Here is a 20,994-nt window from a genome sequence, read left to right as displayed (position 1 = left end):
AATGGCAGCAAAAGCTGCCTTGCCCATGAAAGTCTAAGGGAAATAGCTGAGTGGCTGATGTTAGCCGAAAACTCGTTTTCGGTCATTCAGACGAAGGCTGAATGAAAGTACCTTAGAACCTCGTGACTTCAGTCATGAGAGGTTCAGTGAAATAACATCACTTAAGCCAAGAAAAAGAATAAGAATTCGTCTTTCAGACCGAAATCAATACAATGGAAATATTCGTGTAATCATCAAGGAAAACAAGATTGAATTAAACCATCTTGTAAAATCGAAACAACAAACAAACTGGAAAGAAGAGAACGTGGTTGGAATCGATAAAGGCCATAGAACACTGATTGCTACTTCTTCCGGCAATCTTTATGGTGAGAAATTAAACCATCTCCTTAATAAGGAAACAGAACGCTTAAATGAGAAGAACAAAGTGCGGAGTCAATATTGGGCCTTAGCGAAAAAATACGAAAAAGAAGGAAATGATCAAAAAGCCCAAAACATCTGGAAACATAACTTTGGCAAGAAAAAATACAATGTTCAAAAAGAAAGGCATGACGCTACGGTAAAAAGTTATATCAATTTTTCATTGAATCAATTTTTCCAACAGGAAAAGCCGAGTGAGGTCATTTCAGAAGACCTTTCCTTTGTGAATTGGAAGGATAAGTTCCCTAAACATGTGAAACGGAAGTTGTCTCGTTGGATCAAAGGTTATGTAAGAGAACGGATCGAATTCAAATGTGAAGCTGGGGGTATTACATACACAGTTGTTAATGCGGCTTATACTTCCCAAACCTGCCATAGGTGTGGCTCTTTTGGAAAAAGAACCGGTGAAGTATTTGATTGTGAGACATGCGGCCACGGGCATGCTGATATAAATGCTGGAAAAAATATTAAGAAGAGAAAAGAGGATTCAGAAATTAATTTATATACACCTTATAATGAAGTGAAAAAAATCTTAGAAAAGCGTCAAATTTAAAAAATAGTTTAACAAAAAGGGGCCGCCCTATTACAAGTGTACGCCACCCTCTTCCTAAAAGGAGCTGCATTTTACTGAATAAGGGGTAGGGCGGCCCCTAAAGATTTATCCTTTTTTACGGTTGTGGGAAGAATGGATGTTGGCAAGACAGTTTTTGTTTTGAACCGTCCATTCACTGGCTCAACCATGACCTTGCGGATGGCAAGGAGCGACTTACTCGAAGTCTATATATTCATATACCAATGTATAGATTTATATAGGTTTTTGGGACCAGGCACCACCCGGAAATAAAACGGGAGAGTGCCTCTCTTTTATTTTCAACAAAATCCGTGTGGTGACACCATTCAGATTTTGTCGAATACATTCAGACCCCAAAAAATACCTAATAGCTTTTGATTCCTTGTATGATAGAATTTAGGAAAAGTCGATTGGGAAAGCAAGGGTGAGCGGGGATGGGGAAAGATAAAATCTTGTCTATTTTGGAAAGAGAGTTAGTGGTTGCTCTTGGCTGTACGGAGCCGGTTGCGATTGCATTGGCTTCGGCGACTGCGAGAAGCTACGCAACCGGGAAAATTGAAAAGATTCATGTGAATGCGAGCGGAAATATTATTAAGAATGCGAAATCAGTCGGAATTCCAGGCATGTCGGCTAAAGGGATGGATTTTGCTGCAGCACTTGGTGCAGCAGCGGGAGACCCCGATAAGAATCTAGAGGTTCTAGATGGGCTCACAGCAGAAGATGAACGGCTTGCATTAAAACTTATTGAAGCAGGGAAAGTTACAACCGGTCAGGCAAATACTCCGAAAAGACTCTATATAAAAGTAGTTTTACAAACAGACCAGCAGACTGCAAAAGTAGTTATATCTGATAATCACAGTAATATCACTCTAATCGAGGTAGATGGAAAAACGGTATTCCTCGGCGGCTGCGAAAATATTGGCATTCAAACTGACGAAGAGGAATTAGAAGAACTGACCATCGATGAAATTTACGATTGGCTTTTGACAGTAGACCCTCATAACCTAGAGCTTGTAAAAAAGAGCATCGAATTAAATAAGAGGATTGGGATTGAGGGACTCTCCAGAGAGTATGGGCTGAATGTTGGCCGAACCATTAAGGAAAATGTAAAAAAGGGATATCTTTCTGATGATTTAGCGACTGCCGCTATGTCGCTATCCGCTGCAGGATCAGATGCAAGGATGGCAGGTTCTACCCTTCCGGTGATGGCGAATACAGGGAGTGGAAATCAAGGAATTGCGGTAACTCTTCCAGTGGTTGCTGTCGCAGAGAAGCTGAAGGTTTCAGAGGAAAAAATGATCCGTGCGGTTGCCCTCAGCCATCTGGTTACAATTCATATCAAATCCAAATTTGGCCGCTTGTCCGCCTTATGCGGTGTAACCGCTGCCGGGATGGGAGCAAGCGCCGCGATTGTTTACCTGCTTGATGGCGGTCTTCCGCAAATTAAAGCAGCAATTCAAAATACGATTGGCAATGTCTCAGGAATGATCTGTGATGGAGCAAAAGCAGGCTGCGCGATGAAGGTCTCGACTTGTTCTAATGTCGCCGTTCAATCCGCCCTTCTGGCACTTAACAACCAAGAAATCCAGTCAACAGATGGCTTCATTCACGACGACGTAGAAAGAAGCATTGAAAGCTTCTGCAAACTCGGAAACGAAGGAACCCGGCAAACCGATCAACTCATCCTACAGCTTATGCTTGAAAAATAAATCATGATGACCCCGTAATGTAAAGCCGGCAGTGCTGCCGGCTTTTTTGTGTGACTTTCTCGAAAAAATTCGGATTTAACCTGTGATACTTCGCCCATTCTGGGTAGGGACAGGGTGTTTTTCATTTAATACAAGCTCACATAGTAATATTTCATAATATTTTGAATATATATAAATATGTTTTAAAACATTCTCACCGGAAAGGGGCATATGAAGCTATGGATATTTGCATTTCTTGTGGAATGGAATTGTCGATCATGGAAAGGACTCGTGCTGAGTGCTGGGATTGCAGGGATACAACAACCGAAGCTTATACCGAAGAAGAATAAAGATTGCCGTTATAGATAAAAAATATTAGAGAACGCTGTCCTTATCAAATCAAAGGACAGCTTTTTCACTTGCTGAGGAAATGTTTATTTTTTCACAATGAAAAAAATATTGAAACCAAATTGGTATTTATACGTATAAATATTGTCATAGTACAAGGTATAGGATTTTACACAATTTATAATAGATGGGAGAAATAAAATTGGGCTCTACCCTTTTTCTAATTGGACAATATGTATTTGAAGCTTACCATTGGCTAATCTTAATATCCATTTTTGGTTCCTGGCTTCCTGCATTTCAATCTTCAAAAATTGGCATGTGGATACACAAACTGGTTGAACCGTATTTAATCTTTTTTAGAAGGTTTATCCCTCCATTTGGTCCGATTGATTTTTCACCAATCATCGCATTATTTGCTTTTAGATATTTAAGTGCATTTGCTTTGGAAGGCCTTCGCCGCTCTTTGAATTTCATAGGTGTTTAAAATTCGGGTGGTGCCTGGCACCACCCGAATTTTGTCGAAAGTTATTCAGTAATATATTCCCTCCGAATGATCCGAACATTATCCTTGTGGCAGTTTTTGGTGAAGTTCGATGGGAAGGCCATTTCTTTTTCCAAGGCATCCATTGCTTCTGAATCCTCATTTTTAACGGCGGTAATTAATCTCTCGAGATAGTCTTCCGCCAAGTGAATTCTACGCTTAATCTCCTCTTTGCTTGTCGTTGCATGTCCATGCCCTGGTACCAAAACAGAAACATTATGCTTCTCAAGAATCTCCTCTGCTTTTCGAAGTGTTTCTTCATATGCTTTTGCACTGTCGTAGATAAACGGCAACTCGAAATCAGATAGGTAATCACCGGCAATCCAGATGCCTTCCGGCTCGATTAGCGTAAATAATCCGTCATGGGTATGCCCCGGAGACAGATAGAAGGTGATAGCGGTACCGCCAATCTTAAGCTGTTGGACGTCTTTTTCGATGACAATATCCACTTCCGGAAAAACAATCGGATAAGGAATTTTAATATAATTTTCATTATAAAATTGCTGAATCAAGCCCACTTTTTCCGCTTTATTTGGGTGCTCCTTCAGTCCCTTGCTAGCGATTACCTTGGCACCGGGGAATGCCTTGTAGCCGATGACATGGTCGAAATCACCGTGCGTAAACAAAAGATACAGTTCTTTTTCGCCTTGAATCTGCGCTACATATTGCTTGATTTCCTCTATTTCATGCGGAAGCCAGTTTGGGTCAACAACAAGAACAAAATCCTTTGCATCTACTACAGTACAAGTCGTTTGAAATAAGGCACTTTGAAACACCATTATGTATTCATTTTGAAATTGAATCATGGCTTCTCCTTCTTTTTTTAAAAATTTCATCATCTATTTCCCTCATTATATCAAATCAATCGGGTTAAATTTTAAGGGTTGCATAAGACCGGCACTAAATAAATATGATAACAATAAGAAATCCTAAATAAAGGAGTTGTTAGCATATGGTTATCTTTAATAAAATTGCATTATTTTTTGTTGTCTTATATTCCGTCATCATCATTATAAACACTTATTTAGGAGAAACTGAACGGGTCCAGTCTAATGTAATTTACTTCCTTATGAACGGATTTGCCTACATTGTAACGGCAATGGAGGTTGAAAAAGAAAAGCTGATATTAGAGGCTTAATTTTAAAACTTTACGACAATATTAAAAGACACCCGAATCCTATTGGGTGTGTTTTAATACCACAATCAAAACACAATAAATCACCGTCCGCCTGTGGCAGACAAAACAACTGCATTTGTCCGCGAACGATGCCTATCACCGAATTTTAGGAACCTGGATAGTAAACTTACTCCCTTTTCCGATCTCGCTGGAAACTTTTATTGTTCCGTTGTGGGTTTCAACAATCGATTTGGCGATGAAGCGGTCCTAATTTTTTTATAGGACCGCTTCATTTTTTTAAACTGTACCATAGTCTTTTAAATCATCAATTACTTCTTTCGCAGCCCTTTCACCCGATTCAACCGCACCATTTAAAAAACCTTGAAAATGAATCGATGTATGCTCCCCAGCAAAGAAGATATTCCCTTCTCGTTCACCTTCGATTCCAGCAAATTTAGTATATTGACCAACCTTCCAAAACGAATACGACCCTTTTGACCATTTATTACTAAGCCAGTGATCAATCGTTGATATACCATTCCAGTTACTCACAGTTCCTGGTAGTACCATATCAAGCTTGTCCAAGAAATCTTTTGTCATTTCCCTTATTCCTTTTTCCGTTGAAGCATCATACTTAGCTGCGTTCTCTCCGCCAGTATAGTTTACAAGAATCCCTGCATCTCCATGTTGCGCACGTGTTGACTCGAACGTCTGCTGATAACCTGTATCTGCCAATGTTTCACCATTATTCCCTAGCTCACACCAATAACGGCTAGCAAATTGGGCATGCAGCTTCGTGTTCACTCCCATCCCCAGCTCCCTAATCGCTATTTTTTTCAAGGGCTGAAATCTTGCATTCTGAAAATCTATACTTCTTAAAATATTAAAAGGAAGGCAGAGAATAACTTTATCAGCCAAAACGATCCATTCTTTTTCCTTATTCCGAAAAAAAAGCTTTACATCTTCATTTTGTTCAATTTTTATCAGTTCAGAATTGAATCTAATTTGTCCATCTAGATTCCTAGCTAATAACATGGGAAGCTGGTCATTTCCGCCTTTTATATGAAATCGCTCATCTGAGTCTCCATACATTTGATAGGAATTCGTAAATCCTAATAGATAAAGTAGATTTAATGCGCTTTGTACATGGGCATCTGCTCCATATTCAATGGTATAAGCAATCGTTATTAATTGGCCGAACCTGGAGTTAATGCCTCCAGGAACTGTCTCATTGATATAATCGACAATGGACATATGATCAAGCTCATAGCCACGTTCGGTATAATGATTATATCTCGTGGTTTCTCCAGCTTCTTTAAGATCCCTTTGAAGTTTAGAATAAATTATTTGGAAATCCTCAGTTGCTTCTTTAAAGGTATATGGTTTTCCATCAAAAAAGTAAATGGGTTCTGTACCTTTAGATTCTGCCATAATCAAATTATCTATTTCTAGCCCTAGTTCTTTAGCAAACTCTTGAACTTCTCTATGATTTGAATCAATTAACTCTCCCCCACATTCGACAATTTGACCTTCTTGAAAATAATCTCTCCTTGTTCGGCATCGTCCGCCCACCCGGTCTGTTGCCTCATATATATTAGCTGTAATCCCGGCCTGCTTCAGCCGATAGGCACAGGTGAGACCCGCTAAGCCTGCTCCAACAATAACAATTTTCGGGTTATTTTGTTTACCCTTGTAAACATTCAAAGACTGCTCTTTCTCAATTTTCGCATGGTTTGGAATGGAATGAATCTGCCTATTAGCTTGTCCATTACTTTGTTTCTCCATTTCCGCATGAACCATCAAAAACGCCATCTGCATCATTCTTACTAATGGTGTATGTCCCAAATAAAAATCAACCCCTTTTTTACTTTGCTGCAATAATTTCTTTTAACAAAGTATGTAAGGGGGGTGAAATTGCTGTAGGCTAGATGGTTAGAAATTTAAAATTCGAGTAAAAATTGGACTATTTAACGAAGATTTGATAAAAAAAAGTGGTCCAGTCAATAACCCCTGGTGGGGACAGGCACCACTCGAATTTTGTCAGCATTGTCCCCCTTGAAATAGAAGGACAAATCTGATATATTTAGAGTTAATTAAATATTTTCTTACTTCAAACCTTTTGAAGTGAGGATAGAGGCGCAAAGACCATTAGTACACATTTGGAGGATATTGAGGTCCTGGGATGATTGTGGAAAGGGGAATTTGCCGAAGCTTTTAAGACTCTCATTTGTCTTAGAGCTGGTTCTGCTATTGAATAAATACAGAACTGTCATATAGGGAACTATATGGAGGGCTATCTCACGCACGGGAACTTGATTTTTATTTATGTTTCTATTGCAGCAGCGAGCCTTCGTTGCTGCTTTTTTGCGTTGACTTGGAATGTCCTTAGCCACCTCTAATTTATAAAGAAAACTCGCCGACTAGCGAGCCCCTAAGGGCGGTTCATGAGGCGTAGTTGCACTTATGCCTGATAGGAAAGTTATACTTTCCTATCGGCTAAAAAAATAATTTAAAGGGTGAGGAAAAATGAATTTTGGCCAAGTTTTAACTGCTATGGTTACACCTTTCGATCAGCAAGGTGAAATTGATTACAATGCGACCAGAACGCTAGTAAATTATTTAATTGATAATGGAACAGATGGATTGGTAGTGGTAGGGACTACAGGTGAATCTCCTACTTTATCCTCAGAAGAAAAAGTAGAGTTTTTTAAATTTGTTGTAGATGTTGTGGATGGCAGAATTCCTGTCATCGCCGGAACAGGTTCAAATAATACTAGGGCTTCGATCAGTTTAACAAAACAGGCTGAAGCAGCTGGTGTTGATGGAATTATGCTCGTGGCTCCATACTACAGCAAGCCATCCCAAGAAGGAATGTATCAGCATTTCAAAGCCATTGCTGAGTCAACATCATTACCGGTTATGCTTTATAATATCCCTGGGCGAAGCGTGGTTAACATGTCCGTTGAGACCATTGTTCGTCTTTCCCAGATTCAAAATATTGTAGCGATAAAAGAAGCAAGCGGCAATTTAGATGCCATGGCAGAAGTGATCAGCCAAACACCAAGTGATTTCACGCTATATAGCGGTGATGATGGTTTAACCATTCCGGTCTTAGCGATCGGCGGTGCAGGAATTGTTTCCGTTGCCTCCCATATCATTGGAAATGAGATGCAGGAAATGATCAACCTTTTTAAAAATGGCAATGTCCAAGAGGCGGCTGCAGCCCATCGCAAACTGCTTCCAATCATGAAAGCATTATTTGCTGCTCCAAACCCATCACCGGTAAAAGCGGCCCTAAATCTGAAAGGAATCAACGTTGGCGGCGTCCGCCTTCCAATGGTCCCACTAACCGAAGAAGAAACAATCACACTACAAAGCATTCTACAGCTTGTTTAATTTTCAACAAAAGAGGCACCTCCCGTTTTTTTTGGGATGGCGCCTCTTTGTTTCAACTGAACTTTTCGACAAAATTCAGGTGGTGACAGGCACTCACCGAATTTTGTCGAATCCGCGGACCACAATGTCTTCAATCACACGGTGCTGGCTCAGTTGACCGGTACAGATGATTTCCCGGTCCTCTGTTTGCTTTTTGCGGATCATTTGGTTAATTTCGGTCAAAAGCAGGCCGGAGAATAATAGATACGGAATGACGATAATCCTCCCGGAACCTGCCTCCAAAATCGCCTCAATCCCCTCCTGCAATCTAGGTTCCGCCGCAGCTAAGTAACAAACAGACACATAGTCCGTTTGGAGGCGTTCATGGATTCCATTGGCAATCCGCGCAAAGGAATGATGAATACTCGGGTCACTGCTGCCCCTGCCAACAATCAAAAGGGAATCCTGTGAAGTTACCTCTCCTGCCGCCCCTCTTATCAGTTCAGCAATCGCATCGAGAATTTGATCCTGCACGCCAAACGGATTCCTTACCTTGACTTGGACCTCTGGATACTGTTTGCCTAATACGGATAGTGCATTCGGAATATCTTCCTTAATATGACCGGCAGCTAAAAGAAAAATCGGCACAACGTTAATCTCCGATGCACCTTTTTCCACACATCTCCGAAAGCCCACCTCAATGGAAGGGTCCGTCAATTCCAGGAAACTGATTTCCTGAATCGGGACATTCACACGTTCTATTACCCTATTCAAAAAGGATTTTACCTCTTCAGTTCCCTTTTTTGATCTTGTTCCATGACCAATATAAAGAATTGCTTTCATGCAGACGGCTCCTTTTTATCTTACCCTTGAACGACCGGTAAATGAGGGACAATTTCCTCCTCGAACCAGTTCAGTTTATCATGCAAGCGGACAACCTCGCCAATCACAATCATACTTGGATTTGCAATATTTGCCTTTTTCACGCGTGCTTCAATCGTTTCTAGGGTGCCGACTACTGTTCTTTGATCATTTAAAGTCCCCCAGTGAACAAGAGCGATTGGCGTATCCGGGGATTTTCCATTCTCCACCAATTGCTTAACAATCGTAGGAAGGTGGGATACTCCCATATAAACACAAATCGTATCGACGGCTTTCGCTAAATGGGCCCACTGATGCTCAGCCTCTTTATCACCGGCTGCTTGATGTCCAGTGATAAAAGCAAAGCTTTTACTCAACGTGCGATGGGTGACCGGTATGCCGGCATAGGCGGATGCGGCGATTCCGGAAGTAATTCCCGGTACCACTTCAAACGGCACATGATGTTTCACACATTCCTCAGCTTCTTCCCCGCCACGTCCAAAAACGAATGGGTCGCCTCCCTTTAAGCGAACAACCGTATAGCCTTTTTTCGCATACTTTACCAAAAAGTGATTAATGGTTTCCTGCTTCATTGTGTGATAATGCGGAAGCTTGCCACAGTACACCAACTGTGCATCTGCTTTGGCATGCTGAAGGAGTTCCGGATTTACTAACCGGTCATACAAAATCACATCAGCCTGCTGCAAGCAGCGTAATCCTTTTACTGTAATTAGATCTGGATCACCAGGACCCGCACCAACTAAATAGACTTTGCCAACCATGAAATCCAACATCCTTTCCTTATGCCTTTTCTGTAATTGATGATTCGCGGATAAACTTCGTAAATTCGCGGATAAATTGCCCAGATTCGCAGATAAACCTCGTAGATTCGCAGATAAATTGCCCAGATTCGCGGATAAAGCTCTCAAAACTTGCTGAAAAAACTATAAAATCCGCTGGAAGGGTGTAATTTTACACCCCAAATCTATTTTTCAAAGTCATAGTTCCATTAAAAAATATTTTTTTCCCGCAAATAAGCAATAACTTGCCCAACGGCTTCCTCAACCGATAACAAATCGGACCGTAAAGTGATTTCTGGATTCTCCGGCGCTTCATAAGGAGAATCAATTCCTGTAAAATCCTTAATCTCGCCGCGGCGTGCTTTTTCATATAACTTTTTCGGATCACGCTGCTCGCAAACCTCAATTGGACAATCAACAAAAACCTCGATGAATTCCCCTTCTTCAAATAATTCGCGAACTTGCTGGCGATCGGAGCGAAACGGAGAAATAAAGGCCGTTGTAATCACCTTGCCGCTATCAACAAATAACTTCGCCACTTCGCCAATCCGGCGGATATTTTCCGTCCGGTCATGCTCTGAAAAACCTAAATCCTTATTCAAGCCATGACGAATATTGTCACCGTCCAACACATATTCATTAATCCCAAGACGGAATAACTCGTTCGATACCGCGTTCGCAATCGTTGATTTTCCAGAACCAGAAAGACCTGTGAACCATAGTGTGCAGCTTCCATGGCCATTCTGGGAACGGCGGTCATTTTTTGTAATCGTTGTTTCATGCCATGTGATATTCGTAGATTGTGTCATACCCAAGTCCCCCTTACACTTCAACAGTTGATTTTTCTTTCATTCCTTCAATTAAAACTTCAACGACTTCTTTCCTGCTGAAAGTAGATGGCGGAAGAACACCACTTCTTAGCATCTCTCTTACTTTAGTTCCAGAAAGGATTACACGATCTTCTTTGTCATGCGGGCAAGTTTTATCAGATGCCATTCCATCACATTTCGTGCAGTAAAAGCTATGTTCGAAAAATAATGGCTTAATTCCAAGCTCTTCTTCTGTAAAATTGCTAAAAATATGCTGGGCATCATAAGTTCCATAATAGTTACCAACACCTGCATGGTCACGGCCGACAATGAAATGTGTGCAGCCATAGTTTTTACGTGCAAGCGCATGGAAAATGGCTTCCCTTGGGCCGGCATAGCGCATCGCTGCCGGGTGAACGCCTAATTGGACACGTTCTTTTGGATAATAGTTTTCTAGTAAAACGCGATAGCTTTTTAGACGGACATCTGCAGGGACATCATCAGACTTCGTTTGACCAACAAGCGGATTTAAGAACAGGCCATCAACCGTTTCAAGCGCTGCCTTTTGAATATATTCATGAGCACGGTGAACCGGATTTCTTGTTTGGAACCCAACGACGGTTTTCCAGCCCTTTTCTTCAAATAAGGCACGCGTTTCTTTTGGTTCAAACCATACGTCGCCGAACACGCCTTTTTCCGGCTTTTTCACAAGTACGATATCCCCGGCAACATAAACTGGTCCTCTTTCAAAAAGACGCTTTACACCCGGATGGGCTAGCTCCTCTGTTTTATACACATTGAGAGCTTCCTTATTTAAATCAGGTTCATACGTTTCAGAAACCTTAATCACTCCGAACACTTCGTTATTAGACACAAGTTTCACTTCTTCTCCCACTACAAGTGTTTCCGCTACTTCATAAGAGACTGGCAGTGTAACCGGAATCGACCAGATTGTGTCGTTCGCTAAGCGCATACGCTCCACAACGGATTCGTAATCTGCTTTCCCGAGAAAGCCGGTTAACGGGCTGAATACACCAACTCCGATTAGTTCTAAATCACTTAGAGCGACTGCATCAATTTCAATTTCTTTTTCTACATTTGAAAAATTATAATTTGGATCATATGCCTGGATTAGTTTTCCTCCGTGAGGTTTTGATACGAATGACATCTACACTCAACCTTTCTTTACTCGTTTTTATTTTTTTGAAATATTAGCTTGAGAAATCGCCCCTGATGATGCAGACCGTTTCATCAAGAACATTACGCCTAAAACGGAAATCACTACACCGGCCATGGCAACAATGGAATACCCATTTTTTTCAATCAATAACTGAATAATCGTATAGGACAGCACCATCGATAATACGGGAGAAACCATCCATACCGTTAGGAGTTGCACAACAATATCCTTTTTTAAAACGGATTTCCCGTGCTTGGCAAAACCGATCCCAATGATCGAAGATGTCGTGATTTGCGTTAACGGAACCGGTATCCCGAATAGAGAGGCAATTGTGACAATGCTTGCTCCCGTTCCAGATATCACACAGCCCTCTTCGAGCTTAAGTTTCGTAATTTTTTTCCCATTTGTTTCAAGCACGCGGTGTCCAAAAAGAATTGCTCCTAACGCAACAGCTAAGCCGCCCCAAAGAATGGCATCACCAGTGGACATCAATTTTGCAGCAACCAGCGGGCCAACCGCATTCGCCACATTGTTCATTCCAGCTGAAAAAGCTTCAAACAATCCCATCAAGACCACTAGGACCGCTAAGACCGGTCCGGCCTTCGGCTTTTCAATCAATCGTTTGATAAACTTTATTTTTAAAATGGTTGCCGCGAGAATGGCAATCACAAAGGCTGCAAAAGGTGTCAGCAGCCAAAACAGTGCAATCCACATGAACTTGCCGACAAATACGGATTGGTAAACCACCCCGGCTCCAACCACTGCCCCAACAGCAACTTCACTAGTCGAGAGCGGAATGCCAAAAATATTAGCTAAAAACAAAGATAACGCCGCTGATGCTAAAACAATTAACGCAATCGCAACGGTAAACGTGCTGCTAGGAACAATTCCGCCGCCAATTGTTTTTACTACTTCTCCACCGCCAAGCCATGCACCGAGAAAAACGGCAATGGCACAGAGAAATAATGCGACCCGTTTTTTTACTACACCTGCCCCATACGAAATCCCCATTGAGGCAGCTGCGCCACTAGCCCCAATATTTACTGCAAAAAATAACCCGATAGTAATGGCAATGATTGTAAGCATCGAGATGACCTCCTTTCTCCCGCATTAATGTTCACGTTACTTTGTGTGTAAACCACATTCTGTTTTCCCACTGCCACCCCATCTTCCTTCACGGGAATCCCCGCCCGTCTCAACCGGCTGTGTACAAGGAAAACATCCAATGCTTGGATAGCCTTGATCGTGCAATTGATTATACGGAAGATCTTTTTCACGGATGTACGCCCAAACCTCATCCCAGGTCCAGTGAATGAGCGGGCAGATTTTAATATTTTCAAATTTTTCATCCTTGTTAAGGAACTGGGTATCCTTGCGCGTTGGCGATTGCTCTCTGCGAAGTCCGGAAATCCAAGCCTCTTTTGTCGTTAAAGTCTCTCTTAACGGGATGACTTTTCTGATTTGGCAGCAAAGGTTCGGGTCTTTTTTCCATAAAGCTGAACCATACTGCTCTCTTTGTTCATCTAAATTCAAGGCTGGCTGCTTCCGCTCTATTTTTAGAGAAGGAAAGCGGGCTTCAATTTTATCAATGACATCATATGTTTCCGGAAAGTGCAGGCCCGTATCTAAAAAAACAATATGGGCATCGGGTATTACCTGTTGAATTAAATCAATTAACACAATCGCTTCTGCACCGAAGCTCGAGGCATAGACGATTTTGTCTTCGGAATAATTTTGGTAAGCCCACTCTAAGACAGCACGAGCCCCCTTTGTTTTATCCCCAGTTTGAAAACTGTCAGAAATCTGATTCCAGTTTTCATAGGTCACAGCTTTTGTCATCTTGGGAAAACTCCTTCCTTAAAAAAACAATTTTTCACCTTTACTTCACCTTTTTCTTTTTTTAAAAAGGCAGTCTGCCACCTGTAATGGTGAAGACTGCCTCTAGTTTTTCTAGTCAGCGTTTTTTATTGGTTTGTAGACGAACCTTTTCGTTTTTTTCTATTTGCACTACTTTTCCATCCTGAACAACAAGTGTGATGGAGCCAAAATTCAACGTTTCAAGCATTTTCTCAAGATGTGAAGTAACTTCTTCCCACTCAGATGGTTTCAGCTGATTCGCCGCCTTTCAAAAAACGCCCTCCCCATTTGGAAAAGGCGTTTGTACTTCCGTGTAACACCTTATCTTTCAAAATGGATTCCATTTTGCAGGAATTGGCACCTTGCTTTTGTAGGTTGCCGGGCTTCAACGGGCCAGTCCCTCAGCCGCTCTAGATAAGCGAGTATTTTGTTTATATTTTATATCCTACCATACCCATAGGATTTGTCAATAATCTAATTATAAAAATTCCAAAAATTCTGTTTCCTAATTATTGAGAATACGAGTTTGATTGGATCCTTTCGATCAATCGTGGAAATTCGTCCCGTCTGTTGTAGCTTGGATGATTTCCGCACGGATGACAAAGTCACCAAAGTGCTCACCATCATGGCGCTCTTTCGCATAACGGGAAAGAAGCATACGAAGCTCACTCAAAATTTCCTCTTCACCAATGTTTTCACGGTACATTTTGTTTAGACGACTGCCATCAAAGGCGGCACCAAGATATAAATTATACTTACCCACTGCTTTTCCGATTAAAGCAATTTCAGCAAGCGCCGGTCTTGCGCATCCATTCGGACAGCCGGTCATGCGTAGGGTAATTTCTTCGTCGCGAAGGCCGTTTTCATCGACAATCTCTTCGATTTTGTCAATCAACCCCGGTAAATATCGTTCACTTTCTGCCATCGCCAAGCCGCAGGTTGGAAGCGCCACACATGCCATGGAGTTACGGCGAAGCGCTGATTGATTATGACCATTGGTTAAGCCGTATTGATCCATAAGTTCGGAAATCTTTTTCTTCTTCTGGCTAGATACATTGGCAATCACCAAGTTTTGATTTGGTGTCAAACGGAAATCTCCAGTATGCACCTTGGCAATTTCCTGTAAGCCAGTTTTTAACTTGTAATCAGGGAAGTCTGCCACCCGGCCGTTTTGAACAAACAGGGTAAAATGCCACGAGTCGCCAATCCCTTGTACCCAGCCATAGCGGTCGCCATTATGATCAAAATGATATTGCTTTGCTTCATCCAGCTTCCAGCCAAGGCGGTTTTCCAATTCTTCTTTAACAGTTTCCAAACCAAGGCGGTCCACTGTGTATTTGAAACGAGCATTTTTACGGACTGAACGGTTACCGTAATCGCGTTGAATCGTAATTGTTTTTTCCGCAAGCTCGACAATTTTATCTGGTGTCACGAAACCAATCACTTTAGCTACCTGAGGATAGGTTGCTTTGTCACCGTGCGAGCTGCCCATGCCGCCGCCGATTGCCACGTTAAAACCAACTAGTTTATCGTCTTCGACAATCGCTATTAAGCCAAGGTCTTGTGAAAAGACATCAATATCATTCGAAGGTGGAACCGCAATTCCAATTTTAAACTTACGAGGCAAATACGTTAGTCCGTATAATGGTTCAACCTCTTCGTCCACTTCCGGTGTGCCAGCCACCCTTTCTTCATCGAGCCAGATTTCATGATAAGCTCGTGTACGCGGCAATAAATAATCACTCAAATATTTAGCCCATTCGTAAACTTCCGCATGAATATCGGATTGATACGGATTCGGATTACACATGACGTTCCTGTTCACGTCGCCGCATGCTGCCAATGTAGTTAATAGTGACTTATGGATTTCCTGAATCGTATTTTTCATATTCCATTTTAGAATTCCATGGAATTGAAAGGATTGTCTTGTTGTCAGTTTAATCGTCCCGCTTGCATTTTTATCGGCCAAACCGTCTAATACAAGCCATTGGTCCGGTGTCACGACTCCGCCTGGAGCACGAACACGAAGCATGAATTGATAAGCAGGTTCTAATTTTTGTTTTTGACGCTCGTTGCGAAGGTCACGGTCATCCTGCAAATAGCTGCCATGATGTTTCATTAGGCGGTTATCGTCATCGGGAATACCGGCGCTGATTCGATCGAGCATTACTTCTTTCAGCGTGCCGCGCAAATAGTCAGTTTCTTCTTTAATTCGCTCAACATCGCTTGGTTTACCGTCTGGCGCTTTTAAAACTTGATTTACCATTTTTGAAAAAACTCCTCTCAGTATACATCACGTTGATATCGTTTTTGTTGCTGCAATTCAGCCAGATATTCTTCCGCTTTTTCACGGCTTAAGCCGCCTTCTTTTGCGATGATTTCAATAAAAGTATTATGAACGTCATGCGCCATATGTTTTTCATCTCCGCAGATGTATACAACTGCACCCTGTTCTAACCATTCAAAAAGTTCTTTGCTTTGCTCAAGCATTCTGTGCTGTACATATACTTTTTCTTCTGTATCTCTAGAGAAAGCAACATCCAACTTCGTTAATGCACCATTTTTCAGCCATTTTTGCATTTCTGTCTGGTAAAGGAAATCGGTCACGAAATGCTGGTCCCCGAAGAACAGCCATGATTTTCCTTCGACACCGGTTTCTTCACGTTCTTGTATAAAGGAACGGAACGGTGCAACACCTGTACCAGGTCCAACCATGATGATTGGGGTCTCTGGGTTTTTAGGCAGCTTAAAGTTTTCATTTTGTTGAACAAAGACAGAAACATGATCGCCGGGCTCAAGACGTTCTGCTACAAATGTGGAGGCTACGCCTTTTCTTTCCCGGCCATGTGCTTCATAACGAACCGCGCCGATAGTTAAATGTACTTCATCAGGATTCGCGGCTAAGCTGCTCGCAATCGAATAAAGACGAACTGGAATTTTTCGAAGGACCGAGACAAATTCCTGTGCTGAATTCCCCCATGGGCCGAAATCCCGAACTAGGTCTAGTAAATCACGTCCAGTGATGTATTCTTTTACATTTCCTTGTGCAACTAGCTCTTTTAATTCCTCATGTGTGGATAGCTGAGCAATTTTTTCAAGAAGCGGTTTTGTTAATGTCGTAATCTCATAGAAAGATTGGAGTGCTTCTTGAAGGGTGCGAACATCCCCTTGTTTAACGGTTACCTGGTCTTCTTTTGACCATTTCAATTCACTTAGAAGCAGTTCAACAAGTACCGGGTCATTTTCAGGATACACGCCTAGGCTGTCTCCCGGTTCAAATGCAAGACCAGATCCTTCAAGTGATAATTCAAGGTGATGCGTTTCTTTATTCGAACCGCGCCCGTTCAAATTAATGTTATCAAGAACTTCTGCTTTAAACGGATTGGTTCTGGAAAATACGGATTCAGCTGTTTGCAGCGTGCTGGCAGCAGCGGCTACTTCAGCAGCTCCCGCTCCTTGAGCATCTTTTAGGCTGCTAAGAACCCCTTCAAGCCATTCTGCAGCTGGTTCCTCAAAATCGACATCACAGTCAAAACGTGGATAAAGCCTTGTTCCGCCAAGTTCCTCAAGACGGGAATCAAATTGCTTACCTGTCTGACAGAAAAATTCATAAGAGCTGTCACCCAAAGACAATACAGAAAATTGGAGGCCCTCAAGCTTTGGCGCTCTTTTGCTGTGAAGAAACTCATGGAAGGTCATCGCATTATCCGGAGGATCTCCCTCCCCATGTGTACTCACGACAATCAGCAGGTTTTGGACTTTCTTTAAATTGTTTGGTTTAAAATCACTCATAGAAGAAAGTGTGACTAGATAACCGTTTCCTTCCAATGTTTTGGCTGCTTTATTCGCAAGCCCTTTTGCATTTCCGGATTGTGAACCATAAAGAATGGTCACATCTTTGGATAGGGTCTGTCCGGTACTTTGAGAAGCAGCCGGTGCCGCCGAAAACTGGGAAGCAGCTAAATATCCGCTTAACCAAAGCTTTTGTTGGTCTGTCAATGTTGGCAGAATACGGTTTAGGAGCTCTGCCTGCTCCTGACTAAAAGGACTATTTAATACCTGAAGTTGCAACATATCCACCTCACTAAGGAATTAAAATTCAAAAACCCCATTTTCGAAATATCACGGGACACGAATTTTTTTACTATTCAGTCTCTCTAATAGATTAATAATATAATAATTTGACAATTCCTATAAGTCAAGTCGGTTTTAAAAATAAATTTAATTTACGGCAAAAAAAAACTACAACAGATATATTGGCATGGTCTATTTCGCACGATGAACGGTCAAATTTATTTTGCTTGTTTCATACATAAATGTAGAGAGGTAGACGGGTTCGTCGTTTGAGTCGAAGGCGATTTTTAGGATTCTGAAATAGGTTGGCTCCGATATCGCATTCTAGGTATTTGGCATATCTCTACTAATTATTGCAGAGATTCAACGTTTGCTTCTGTTACTAATTTTTGCTGTTGTTTCTCCCACATCTTATTTAAATCAGCTTCGGAAATACTTGCATTCTTCGATTTTTTTTCCTTATAGAAGTTTTGCTTTAACTTCCTATTTTTAGCGCCTTTTGATATGCAGGAATTTCATATTGGTTCCAATACTGATGTTCATTTCCATATTTATATAAAACAGACAAAATAAACGGGACTAAAGTCCTGCTTCCTGCAAAATTTACATAATATATAATAATTGTTAAAATTTAATATATTTTATTAATATTTGAGATGTATATGTTAAAATAATGATTAAACGGGGTGATGATATGGAAGATAAAAAGGAACCATTTAATGATGTAATAGACCATTTTAATAAGATTGAGGGTAATGTTGCAGACCCTACAAAAACCAAGCTTAGGAAACAGCCAAAGCCAATTAGGTTTATTGGTTATTTCAGTATGTTTTTCATTCTAATAACATTTTTACTAATTATCATTTTAAGCATAGTGAAGTGAGAATATCCCAAGATTTTCTTAATAATAACCTTAACATATGTTTTCTGCACTTTTGCCCGTAGGACCCCACCAATAAATTTACATAGTCCCATTCCTGATAAGGAAAATCCGTTAAGCCTGGTCCGTATATACCAGCTCTATCAAATCATAACAAATCGTAACATTTGCCTTAGATTCTCAAGTAAAGACACTTGTCCAACCCTCCGCTGGTTTTATAAGGTTTAATTTTACCTTGTTCTTCCTACCGTAAAATCGTGGCCCGAGTAATATTTAAGAATTCACGCGCTTGTTTCTGTGATAAAAAAATGTGTGCCGATACCGTCCTCTATATCCACCATTTTAGCAGCCTTGTTTAGCTATCTATAGGCCTGAATACGTGTTATAGACTTTATCCCCCCTGCGGCTAGGAAACAGCCATTCTGTACCTTCCAGCATCTTTATATAATTATTCAATCCTCATAGATATTCGTTAGATGAATCGTTCTTTTGGCTGGGGAATGCCGCAAGCCATTATCGTTTCCGAAAAGCCTATGTTGCCAAGGACATTCATTGGAAGATCTTCCTTATCGTTCAAAATGGTTTCCGTTCGGGCCAATCTTTGCTTTCACACTATGTCTGATCGTCCTATTGGCACAAAATTATCAAGCCTTTATGAGTGATCATATTGATTGGGGCAGTGTTCTCTCCGCCTACCTTGGGATTCTATTGTTCCTTGTGATGTGGCTCGGATATAAAATTTTCCAAGAAAACAAAAGTGGTTCCATTAAAAGAATGCAAATTTGATTTCGATGAACATCGAAAGGCATAAATGGTTTTGAGATGGCTTCTATTTGATTATAAATGACATAAAAAAATGACGTGTGAATGTGCACACATCATTTTTTTATTCATGTGAGATGTGTAGTATAGTATAAATTACTCCACTCATATCCTTTACGTTTGTTAAATCACTTAAAAAGTAGAATACATCGTACTCCCATTTATCGGGATTATAAATAACGATATATTCTGCATGATCAATCGTTGGAATCCCTTCCGCTATTTTTTCCTTTAAATTATTTAAACTTCCTTGTGGTGGGATTTCTCTTGTAATGTGAAAGAGATATTTATTTTCTTTGATTTTAGATGTTGTGGTATCAATTAGTGGAATTCCGACATTTACTCGCTGCCAACCGAAAGAATTGATGATATTATCATAAAAACCATTAAACAAAAACTTGTTCAGCCCGTTGCTGCCTTTCCACAGATATAGGGGGCAATAACTATTTTGCAGATTATGATTGATGCCTTTTTCGGATACTAAATACAGTTTAAATTTTAGATCATCAAATCCGTCTGTTTTATGACCATTATTTCTTACTCGCTCTTTGATGATATTCATATCGTAATCACTAGGTAATGTAATTTTGTATTGTGTTGCAATCATACTATTTTCTCCTCTTCTCACATTTTAAAAAAATATTAATTTATCAATTTTATTAAAACATAAATTGGAAATTTTCATAAGAGCGTACGTCTATCAAATTGATAGCATGCAAACGCGCCCACTTCTTTAAAGCCTTCTTTCCTATATAACTCCTTTGCCCTTTCATTATCTCCATTTACTGAAAGAATCGTTCTTTTGTAAAAATTGTCCCTGGCAAATTGAAGAGAGGCTCTTAGTAAGAGTCTTCCTAAGCTTTTTCCTTGATATTCGGGTAGGATCGCCAGCGGTCCGATATTCATAATTGGTTCATCATCATGCTCATCGTCGGCACCCCTAACAACTCCTATCGGCCTTTCCTTATGAAATAAGATTTTCATCCCAGCTTCAAGGTAATCGTCACTAGAAACCATTTTCTTAACGTTCTCAGGTGTTATGGGTGGTTCACTCCCCTTCAGGCTTACAAATCCCGCGTTTCTAACATCACACCAAATTTCTTCATCCCTTCCAGGTCTGAAGTTTTTTATAGTGTAATCGTTTGGAAAAATAACATCGGGAACGTCTAAATCCTCTCTTATCATCAGGAAGGAGTACCGTTCAACAGTAAAACCCAATTGTTCTATCGATTTAGACAGGGACTTATTTTTTAACGGAATGAAGAGAAAGATTTTATCCAACTTTTTTGTGTGAATTAATATGGAATCCAAAAGGAATTGGTAACACTCAGGGTTCTTTATTTTAGAATGAAAAATTCTAAAACGTGCACTTCGTCCTCTTTGATTGTAATCATCCATTATGAGAGAGACCGCCGCCATTACCTTCCCCTGGTTATTAGTGATAATATATGTTGGATTTTCTGCATTCGGCTCAAACTCATTTAAGTCTTCATCTTGAACCACTCCTCCTTAACACCCTTACTGGTTGTTTGAAGAAGGAGATTCCTAAGAACACCGGTGTATCCACCAGTTATTGATTAGGCTATCCCCGCAGTCCCTGCGGTTAGAAGTCTTATAGCTTCATTTTTAAGGTTGATTCCTGCGTTAATGTCTC

Annotated in this window: 19 protein-coding genes, 1 pseudogene and 2 riboswitches; of the genes and pseudogenes, 7 read left to right on the top strand and 13 right to left on the bottom strand. The window is 40.8% G+C overall.

The genetic code is table 11. The features are described 5' to 3' along the window. Positions 1 to 304: 304 nt before the first annotated feature. The 3 genes from J2Y67_RS26080 (at position 305) to J2Y67_RS26070 (ending at position 3,508) form a co-directional block, all read left to right on the top strand. Positions 305 to 970 carry a zinc ribbon domain-containing protein gene (locus J2Y67_RS26080; RefSeq protein ID WP_310178866.1) on the top strand — a complete coding sequence of 222 codons (666 nt, stop codon included), beginning with the start codon at positions 305 to 307 and terminating at the stop codon, positions 968 to 970. 452 nt (positions 971 to 1,422) lie between these two features. Then, positions 1,423 to 2,697 carry an L-cysteine desulfidase family protein gene (locus J2Y67_RS26075; RefSeq protein WP_310178864.1) on the top strand — a complete coding sequence of 425 codons (1,275 nt, stop codon included), beginning with the start codon at positions 1,423 to 1,425 and terminating at the stop codon, positions 2,695 to 2,697. Between the two features lie 514 nt (positions 2,698 to 3,211). Further along, positions 3,212 to 3,508 carry a YggT family protein gene (locus J2Y67_RS26070; protein WP_310178861.1) on the top strand — a complete coding sequence of 99 codons (297 nt, stop codon included), beginning with the start codon at positions 3,212 to 3,214 and terminating at the stop codon, positions 3,506 to 3,508. Positions 3,509 to 3,549: 41 nt separating this feature from the next. Here the strand turns inward: J2Y67_RS26070 and J2Y67_RS26065 are convergent, their stop codons facing one another. Beyond that, entirely contained in the window at positions 3,550 to 4,404 is an 855-nt protein-coding gene (locus J2Y67_RS26065) for an MBL fold metallo-hydrolase (RefSeq protein ID WP_310178858.1), read from the bottom strand. A gap of 113 nt (positions 4,405 to 4,517) precedes the next feature. Here J2Y67_RS26065 and J2Y67_RS26060 point away from each other — a divergent pair, with 113 nt between their 5' ends. After that, positions 4,518 to 4,703, top strand: a complete 186-nt coding sequence (locus tag J2Y67_RS26060; protein WP_310178856.1) for a hypothetical protein — start codon at positions 4,518 to 4,520, stop codon at positions 4,701 to 4,703. 276 nt (positions 4,704 to 4,979) lie between these two features. Here J2Y67_RS26060 and J2Y67_RS26055 read toward each other — a convergent pair whose 3' ends face one another. Continuing rightward, positions 4,980 to 6,560, bottom strand: coding sequence for a flavin monoamine oxidase family protein (locus tag J2Y67_RS26055; protein WP_310178854.1), 1,581 nt, complete (start codon positions 6,558 to 6,560; stop codon positions 4,980 to 4,982). Positions 6,561 to 6,805: 245 nt separating this feature from the next. Beyond that, positions 6,806 to 6,986, top strand: a riboswitch (Lysine riboswitch). A gap of 222 nt (positions 6,987 to 7,208) precedes the next feature. Here J2Y67_RS26055 and dapA point away from each other — a divergent pair. Next, complete coding sequence (dapA, locus tag J2Y67_RS26050; protein ID WP_310178852.1) at positions 7,209 to 8,078, top strand: 4-hydroxy-tetrahydrodipicolinate synthase; 870 nt, start codon at positions 7,209 to 7,211, stop codon at positions 8,076 to 8,078. Between the two features lie 93 nt (positions 8,079 to 8,171). Here dapA and J2Y67_RS26045 read toward each other — a convergent pair whose 3' ends face one another. From J2Y67_RS26045 to J2Y67_RS26005, 9 genes are all read right to left on the bottom strand, one after another. Continuing rightward, positions 8,172 to 8,900, bottom strand: a complete 729-nt coding sequence (locus J2Y67_RS26045) for a sirohydrochlorin chelatase (RefSeq protein ID WP_310178851.1) — start codon at positions 8,898 to 8,900, stop codon at positions 8,172 to 8,174. A gap of 20 nt (positions 8,901 to 8,920) precedes the next feature. Then, complete coding sequence (cobA, locus tag J2Y67_RS26040) at positions 8,921 to 9,700, bottom strand: uroporphyrinogen-III C-methyltransferase (protein WP_310178848.1); 780 nt, start codon at positions 9,698 to 9,700, stop codon at positions 8,921 to 8,923. Positions 9,701 to 9,927: 227 nt separating this feature from the next. Continuing rightward, positions 9,928 to 10,527, bottom strand: a complete 600-nt coding sequence (gene cysC / locus J2Y67_RS26035) for an adenylyl-sulfate kinase (protein ID WP_310178846.1) — start codon at positions 10,525 to 10,527, stop codon at positions 9,928 to 9,930. Between the two features lie 13 nt (positions 10,528 to 10,540). After that, positions 10,541 to 11,695 carry a sulfate adenylyltransferase gene (gene sat, locus J2Y67_RS26030; protein WP_310178843.1) on the bottom strand — a complete coding sequence of 385 codons (1,155 nt, stop codon included), beginning with the start codon at positions 11,693 to 11,695 and terminating at the stop codon, positions 10,541 to 10,543. 27 nt (positions 11,696 to 11,722) lie between these two features. Next, positions 11,723 to 12,793 carry an inorganic phosphate transporter gene (locus tag J2Y67_RS26025; protein ID WP_310178841.1) on the bottom strand — a complete coding sequence of 357 codons (1,071 nt, stop codon included), beginning with the start codon at positions 12,791 to 12,793 and terminating at the stop codon, positions 11,723 to 11,725. A 36-nt stretch (positions 12,794 to 12,829) separates the two neighbouring features. Beyond that, positions 12,830 to 13,546, bottom strand: coding sequence for a phosphoadenylyl-sulfate reductase (locus tag J2Y67_RS26020; RefSeq protein WP_310178839.1), 717 nt, complete (start codon positions 13,544 to 13,546; stop codon positions 12,830 to 12,832). Positions 13,547 to 13,661: 115 nt separating this feature from the next. After that, positions 13,662 to 13,817: a YezD family protein gene (locus J2Y67_RS26015; protein WP_256218441.1), complete on the bottom strand. Its 156-nt coding sequence runs from the start codon at positions 13,815 to 13,817 to the stop codon at positions 13,662 to 13,664. A gap of 65 nt (positions 13,818 to 13,882) precedes the next feature. Beyond that, positions 13,883 to 13,985: riboswitch (SAM riboswitch) on the bottom strand. A gap of 123 nt (positions 13,986 to 14,108) precedes the next feature. Beyond that, entirely contained in the window at positions 14,109 to 15,830 is a 1,722-nt protein-coding gene (gene cysI / locus J2Y67_RS26010; RefSeq protein ID WP_310178836.1) for an assimilatory sulfite reductase (NADPH) hemoprotein subunit, read from the bottom strand. 17 nt (positions 15,831 to 15,847) lie between these two features. Further along, on the bottom strand, positions 15,848 to 17,635 hold the full coding sequence (locus J2Y67_RS26005; RefSeq protein WP_310178868.1) for an assimilatory sulfite reductase (NADPH) flavoprotein subunit: 1,788 nt from the start codon (positions 17,633 to 17,635) through the stop codon (positions 15,848 to 15,850). A 676-nt stretch (positions 17,636 to 18,311) separates the two neighbouring features. Here J2Y67_RS26005 and J2Y67_RS26000 point away from each other — a divergent pair. Continuing rightward, the gene (locus tag J2Y67_RS26000) at positions 18,312 to 18,521 is read left to right on the top strand and encodes an amino acid transporter (protein WP_310178834.1); all 210 of its coding nucleotides are present in this window, start codon (positions 18,312 to 18,314) and stop codon (positions 18,519 to 18,521) included. 487 nt (positions 18,522 to 19,008) lie between these two features. Continuing rightward, positions 19,009 to 19,329, top strand: a pseudogene (locus tag J2Y67_RS25995) (amino acid permease); the annotation flags it as partial. A 75-nt stretch (positions 19,330 to 19,404) separates the two neighbouring features. Here J2Y67_RS25995 and J2Y67_RS25990 read toward each other — a convergent pair. Together J2Y67_RS25990 and J2Y67_RS25985 are read right to left on the bottom strand one after the other, a co-directional pair. Next, a complete protein-coding gene (locus J2Y67_RS25990; protein ID WP_310178832.1) occupies positions 19,405 to 19,947 on the bottom strand; it encodes a DUF4865 family protein in 543 nt (180 codons plus the stop codon). 74 nt (positions 19,948 to 20,021) lie between these two features. Continuing rightward, positions 20,022 to 20,843 (bottom strand): GNAT family N-acetyltransferase, encoded by an 822-nt coding sequence (locus J2Y67_RS25985; RefSeq protein WP_310178831.1) that lies wholly within the window; start codon positions 20,841 to 20,843, stop codon positions 20,022 to 20,024. Positions 20,844 to 20,994 lie beyond the last annotated feature (151 nt).

This window comes from Neobacillus niacini, assembly GCF_031456445.1.
Taxonomy (GTDB): Bacteria; Bacillota; Bacilli; order Bacillales; family Cytobacillaceae; genus Neobacillus; species Neobacillus niacini_I.
This window is presented reverse-complemented; position numbering and strand designations above follow the sequence as displayed.

Bases quoted from the DNA above. Each gene is read 5' to 3' on its own strand.
- J2Y67_RS26075 (WP_310178864.1), top strand. From the start codon at position 1,423: ATGGGGAAAGATAAAATCTTGTCTATTTTGGAAAGAGAGTTAGTGGTT.
- J2Y67_RS26070 (WP_310178861.1), top strand. From the start codon at position 3,212: ATGGGAGAAATAAAATTGGGCTCTACCCTTTTTCTAATTGGACAATAT.
- J2Y67_RS26065 (WP_310178858.1), bottom strand. From the start codon at position 4,404: ATGATGAAATTTTTAAAAAAAGAAGGAGAAGCCATGATTCAATTTCAA.
- J2Y67_RS26060 (WP_310178856.1), top strand. From the start codon at position 4,518: ATGGTTATCTTTAATAAAATTGCATTATTTTTTGTTGTCTTATATTCC.
- dapA (WP_310178852.1), top strand. From the start codon at position 7,209: ATGAATTTTGGCCAAGTTTTAACTGCTATGGTTACACCTTTCGATCAG.
- J2Y67_RS26045 (WP_310178851.1), bottom strand. From the start codon at position 8,900: ATGAAAGCAATTCTTTATATTGGTCATGGAACAAGATCAAAAAAGGGA.
- cobA (WP_310178848.1), bottom strand. From the start codon at position 9,700: ATGGTTGGCAAAGTCTATTTAGTTGGTGCGGGTCCTGGTGATCCAGAT.
- cysC (WP_310178846.1), bottom strand. From the start codon at position 10,527: ATGACACAATCTACGAATATCACATGGCATGAAACAACGATTACAAAA.
- sat (WP_310178843.1), bottom strand. From the start codon at position 11,695: ATGTCATTCGTATCAAAACCTCACGGAGGAAAACTAATCCAGGCATAT.
- J2Y67_RS26025 (WP_310178841.1), bottom strand. From the start codon at position 12,793: ATGCTTACAATCATTGCCATTACTATCGGGTTATTTTTTGCAGTAAAT.
- J2Y67_RS26020 (WP_310178839.1), bottom strand. From the start codon at position 13,546: ATGACAAAAGCTGTGACCTATGAAAACTGGAATCAGATTTCTGACAGT.
- cysI (WP_310178836.1), bottom strand. From the start codon at position 15,830: ATGGTAAATCAAGTTTTAAAAGCGCCAGACGGTAAACCAAGCGATGTT.
- J2Y67_RS26000 (WP_310178834.1), top strand. From the start codon at position 18,312: ATGATTAAACGGGGTGATGATATGGAAGATAAAAAGGAACCATTTAAT.
- J2Y67_RS25990 (WP_310178832.1), bottom strand. From the start codon at position 19,947: ATGATTGCAACACAATACAAAATTACATTACCTAGTGATTACGATATG.